The sequence below is a fragment of the uncultured Nevskia sp. genome (assembly GCF_903885465.1).
Classification (GTDB): Bacteria; Pseudomonadota; Gammaproteobacteria; order Nevskiales; family Nevskiaceae; genus Nevskia.
Genome location: NZ_CAISIQ010000521.1, coordinates 1 through 5,317 on the forward strand (window position 1 = coordinate 1; position 5,317 = coordinate 5,317).

Annotated in this window: 6 protein-coding genes and 1 pseudogene; 6 read left to right on the top strand and 1 reads right to left on the bottom strand. The window is 60.9% G+C overall.

The window, feature by feature from the left end; genetic code table 11:
- From QZY06_RS22290 to pgm, 6 genes and pseudogenes are all read left to right on the top strand, one after another.
- Positions 1-138: pseudogene (locus QZY06_RS22290) on the top strand (ubiquinol oxidase subunit II); the annotation flags it as partial.
- Positions 138-269: a DUF2474 domain-containing protein gene (locus QZY06_RS20095; protein ID WP_295687552.1), complete on the top strand. Its 132-nt coding sequence runs from the start codon at positions 138-140 to the stop codon at positions 267-269. The pseudogene QZY06_RS22290 and the gene QZY06_RS20095, both read left to right, overlap by 1 nt.
- Positions 270-331: 62 nt before the next feature.
- Positions 332-769: a cytochrome c gene (locus QZY06_RS20100; RefSeq protein WP_295687555.1), complete on the top strand. Its 438-nt coding sequence runs from the start codon at positions 332-334 to the stop codon at positions 767-769.
- A 131-nt stretch (positions 770-900) separates the two neighbouring features.
- Entirely contained in the window at positions 901-1,422 is a 522-nt protein-coding gene (locus QZY06_RS20105) for a hypothetical protein (RefSeq protein ID WP_295687557.1), read from the top strand.
- 323 nt (positions 1,423-1,745) lie between these two features.
- Positions 1,746-2,486 (top strand): Crp/Fnr family transcriptional regulator, encoded by a 741-nt coding sequence (locus QZY06_RS20110; RefSeq protein ID WP_295687559.1) that lies wholly within the window; start codon positions 1,746-1,748, stop codon positions 2,484-2,486.
- Between the two features lie 32 nt (positions 2,487-2,518).
- Positions 2,519-4,204, top strand: a complete 1,686-nt coding sequence (gene pgm / locus QZY06_RS20115) for a phosphoglucomutase (alpha-D-glucose-1,6-bisphosphate-dependent) (RefSeq protein WP_295687562.1) — start codon at positions 2,519-2,521, stop codon at positions 4,202-4,204.
- 46 nt (positions 4,205-4,250) lie between these two features.
- Here pgm and QZY06_RS20120 read toward each other — a convergent pair whose 3' ends face one another.
- On the bottom strand, positions 4,251-5,207 hold the full coding sequence (locus QZY06_RS20120; RefSeq protein WP_295687564.1) for a hypothetical protein: 957 nt from the start codon (positions 5,205-5,207) through the stop codon (positions 4,251-4,253).
- Between the last annotated feature and the right edge of the window lie 110 nt (positions 5,208-5,317).

Below are 5,317 nucleotides of genomic sequence, written 5' to 3' on the forward strand. Positions count from 1 at the left end.
GACGCTGCGGCTCCCGACAACAGCCTGTCCTTTCTGCTGGTGGGATCGCTGGTGCTGCTGCCATTGATCCTGGCCTACACGGCCTATTCCTACTGGGTATTTCGCGGCAAGGTCGGCGCCGCCGGTTCCTACCACTGATGCCCGTCGACGACACCGGAAAGCCCGACAGTCTGGCCCGCCGCATCGGCTGGTTCCTGTTGATCTGGTTGGCCAGCGTCATGACGCTGGCGGTGATCGCGCTGCTGATCCGCTCGGCGATCAGCTCCTAGAACACTGCAGCGTCAACCAGTGCCGATCACCGAGATTCGACCTTGCAACGAGGAGTCCAGGAATGAACAGAAAGCCAACATACGAGACGCAGATCCCCACAGTGCGCCGATATCCGATCGCAGCTGTGCTGATGGCGCTGATCCTCAGCAATGGAACAGGTGCCAACGCTGCGAATACTGCCAATGACGAACCCGCGGAAGATGCCGTGATGCTGGACATGCAGCGCGGTCAGATGTTGTACGAAACGAATTGCGTCAGCTGTCATACCACCGAAGCTCACTGGCGGGAAAACAGCATCGTCGGCTCGTGGAGCGATGTGCTGGTGCAGGTCGAGCGCTGGCAGAGAAACGCCGGACAGAACTGGGGCTCGCCAGAGATCAATGACGTTGCGGCTTACCTCAACGTCAACTTCTACAAGCTGGCCTGTCCGCTGCCTGGCTGTCGCGGCGAAGACAGCACCAGCTTGGATCACGATGTTCTTTCGACAAATCGAAGATAAGCACAATCCTGATCAGTATCCGTGCACGGTCCAGATGTCGTTCGCTGCCGAACAGACGATTCTCGTCGTAACGCCTAGGTTTGTGCGAACACGTAAGACACATTCCATAGAGTGCGATAACGAGGTTCGAGATGACGAAGAAAACCGAGACTATCAACGGGATCTGCGAGCAGCTTCTCTTCAGCCCCAAGGGTCACATTGAAGGTGCTCTGATCAGAATCGATGGCCAAACCGTGCAATTGAACGTCGACCCCGGCATTGGTGTCGAGCTTGCGCGAGATTGCGGACCCGGGAAGCCGTTACACGTACTCGCAGTTGCCGATCAGTCGCACAAGACTGCCGAGGCAAACCATCGTGTGTACAAGTTCGAGTCTTTTGCCAATGCGAGCAATCTCGGTATCGATCAGATCGGCGCAGACCCAGACAACACCATGATCGAGGGCGTGGTCGGCGCGATTCATTTCGCACGCCACGGGCAGCCCAACGGCGTGATGCTGCAGACGGGCGAGTTCATTCACTTGCGGCCGGAAGGAATGGCGTATGCCGAGCTCGAAATCGGTTCGAAGGTGAAAGCCGTCGGCGAAGTCCGTCTGACCATGCTGGGGACACGCATGCTCGAGGCGCATCAGGTGAATGAGCTCGATCTGGAATAGCAATTGCCAGGCATGCCTGAGGGTTCCGCTGATCTATCTCGTGGATACGCTGCCCAGCGTTGTGAACCCCGGGCGACATGAGCCTAACCGGGCTGGCATCGCATTCAGACGTTATCGCGGCGATCTTCTCGCTTCTCTTGGTTGTGTCCGCACGCCTTTGTCCAGATCTTGAGCGCTGACCGATACGCGCAAGCCTTCGACTGCAGCGCGCTGTATGCGCGAACGCACGGAAGAGCGAGCGTCGGCTGGGGTAAAAGCTTCAACGGGAGTCATTTCTCTGCTATCGGCTCCGACTTTATTTCCATACCTCAGCGAATAAGTTCATGTCCTCGCCACACCCTCCGCGCAATCGTTTGCTGGCCCGTCTTCCTGACGCGGAGCTACTGCGGTTGTCTGAGTATCTCGAGACGGTGCATCTGAAGCTCGGCATGGTCATCTACGAATCGGGGCAGGCGCTTCGCGAGGTGTATTTCCCGATCGATTGCATCATCTCTCTGCTTTGCGTCATGAACGATGGCGATTCGGCCGAGATCGCCATCGTCGGCAACGAAGGAATGGTCGGTATCGCGCAGATCATGGGTGGCGAGACCACGACCAGTCGCGCAGTGGTGCAGAGTGAAGGCAGTGCGTATCGGCTGAATGCGCTGGTCATGCGCGATGAATTTTCCACCTGCGCTCCATTGCGTGAACTTTTGCTGCTCTACACGCAGGCTCTGATGACACAGATGATGCAGACAGCAGGGTGCAATCTTCATCATTCCGTGGAACAGCAGTTCTGCCGCTGGCTGCTGATGAGCCTTGATCGCCTGCCGAGCGACAAGATCATGATGACGCAGGGATTGATCGCCAACATGCTCGGGCTTCGTCGAGTCGGTGTGACCGACGCTGCGCGAAAGCTGCAGGACGTGGGCATCATCCAGTACAGCGCTGGAACCATTACCGTTCTTGATCGAAAAAAACTGCAGCAGCATGCCTGCGAGTGCTACGCGGCAGTCAAGAGAGAGCTTGATCGACTGCTCCCGGGCCTCGAATCCAAGGTGAACGAGCCTTCAAGCGGAACCTGAAGCTGATCCGACGGATCACGGCTTGCCGACAGATGAGCACAGAGATCAGTCCATTTGCAGGTCTGGCAGCCCCGTCTTCGCTGCTGGTCGACGTCCCAGGCCTGATCGCGGCATACCTTGATTCACGTCCTGATCCTGCAGTGCCTGCACAGCGCGTCTCGTTCGGGACATCCGGTCACCGTGGCTCCCCACTCACCTGCAGTTTCAATGAATGGCATGTCCTGGCGATCTGCCAGGCGATCTGCGACTACCGCAAGCTACTTCGGATCGACGGCCCCTTGTTCATCGGTATCGACACCCATGCGCTGTCGCTGCCGGCGTTCCACAGCGCGCTGGAGGTCCTTGCGGCCAATGGCGTGACCACGATGATCGCTCGTGCCGGCGAGACCACGCCCACGCCGGCCATTTCACACGCGATCCTGTCGATCAACCGGGGCCTCGATGATCCACGGGCCTGCAAGCGAGCCGATGGCATCGTGATCACCCCGTCGCACAATCCGCCTGAAGATGGCGGCATCAAGTACAACCCGCCGCATGGGGGGCCGGCCGGTACGAAGATCACTGCCTGGATCGAGGAACGCGCTAACGTACTGATCGAGAGCGGTCTCTCGGGGCTGCGCCGGCTGCCGCTGAAGCACGCGCTGCTGGCCAGTACCACCCATGAGCACGACTACCTCGGCTACTACGTCGCCGACCTCGTCAACGTGCTGGACTTCGAGCTGATCCGCCGCTCCGGCATTCGCATCGGCGTCGATCCGCTCGGCGGCGCAGGGGTTCACTACTGGGCTCGCATTGCCGAGCGCTACCAGCTTGATCTGACGGTGACCAGCGAGCAGGTCGACCCGCAATTCGGCTTCATGACGGTGGACCGGGACGGCCGAATCCGTATGGACCCTTCTTCGTCGTATGCCATGCAGCGGCTGATCCGGCTCAAGGACCGCTACGACATCGCCTTTGCCTGCGACACCGATCACGACCGTCACGGCATCGTCACCCCGAGTGCTGGCCTGCTTCCGCCCAATCACTACCTCTCGGTGATGATCGACTACCTGTTCCAGAACCGGGCGCACTGGCACCCAGGTACCGGCATCGGCAAGACCTTGGTGAGCAGCGCGATGATAGACCGCATCGCAACGCGCCTGCGCCGTCGCCTGATCGAAGTGCCAGTCGGCTTCAAATGGTTCGTCGCCGGGCTGCTCGACAGCAGCCTCGGCTTCGCCGGCGAGGAGAGCGCCGGCGCATCCTTCAGCCGTATCGACGGCACGGTCTGGACCACCGACAAGGATGGCCTTGTGCCTGCCTTGCTGTCGGCGGAAATCACCGCCCGTACCGGGCGGGATCCGGGCCAGTATTACCGCGAACTCGCCATGGAACTGGGCGAACCGTTCTTCGATCGTCTTGACGCTCCTGCGACAGCTGCACAGAAATCCACGCTGGCCAAGATCACACCACGGCGGATACTCCAGAGCGATCTCGCCGGCGAGCCGATCACTGCCGTGATCGACCGCGCGCCCGGGAACGGTGCGCCGATCGGCGGCATCAAGCTGAGCACCGCCAGCGGCTGGTTCGCTGCGCGTCCTTCCGGGACCGAGGCGCTCTACAAGATCTATGCAGAGAGCTTCGAGAGTCTTGCCCACCTGCAGCGACTGCTGCTAGAGGCTCAAGCCGTCGTCGACGACGCGCTGTCTACGCCGTGGAATCGCACTCTACACAGCTGATTGCATCCGTGAGCTCTCAAGGCAGCCGAGTAAAGCGCTGAATCGGCTACTTCGAAACTGTCACGAGATTTCCCAGGGACCGCCGATTGGCGACCTGTGCTGTGGCCGGTCGAGCCGTGTCCACGTCGAGAAGCGCCAGCAATTGCGGCAGACGAGGCATCGCACCTTCGTCACTGACCAGTTCGGCCAGTGCTCCGTCCTCCAGCAGATCGCTTAGCGCCTGCCACTGTCCCTCGAAACGAACCTGTGCCGCGACCAGCCGCACGCCGTGGCTGTAGTCCGCATATCGACTGCCATGCACCGTGCTCAGCGGCTGGATCGGACTGCCGGAGCTGCGATGCCAGCCGTAGATCGCCACCCGGTCCGGGTACCGCCAAAGCCGGTTCGTGATCACCAGATCCTTCTTGTCGCCGGCCGTCAGCGCACCGAGCGGGACCCCGGTGGCGAGCCTCTGCTGGTGAACCATTTCCGTGTGATGCCAGTAGTACGCGGTCGACCGCATCTGGTCGCTCGCCGGCAGGGGCTGCGGCTGAAGATGCACCTGAGCCTGCTGGTAGACCGCGTTGACGATCTTGCGTGTCGGCAGCATGAAGCCCAGGCGCCGCGCGGCCGTCAGCGCCGTCGACAGCCGCATTGGCACGAGCATGGAATCCTCGTCGGAGCCGACCGCCAGATAGTCGGGCACCACGCAGACCGTGACCTCGACGTCACGGCCGCTGCGCATGCGTCCGGTCAGGCTCACCGCCACGAGCTGCCGCATGTAGTCGGGAACGTTGCCTGCAGAAACCTCCGCCAGTATCGCGGCCTCGCGTGCGTCGTCGTCGAGGCCGCTGATTCGTCGCACGAACTCGCTGCCGACGGATGCCGACGCGGACCGGGCGGGGATGCTGGCAGCAAGGCCTGCATCGCAGTCCGACGAGGCCGTTACCCGGCCGGACGGGATCAAGACAAATGCTGTCACCAAGAGGCTTATCGAACCGGCAGGCAGGTTGCGACTCTTCAAGATTCAGACTCGTCTTTGCTTCTAGACCATCGATGTCCTACGCCAAGCAAGACTTGCGCAGGACCAGAGGTGCGTGTTTCCGTCCGCAACGAGTATGGCCCTATTCAGGC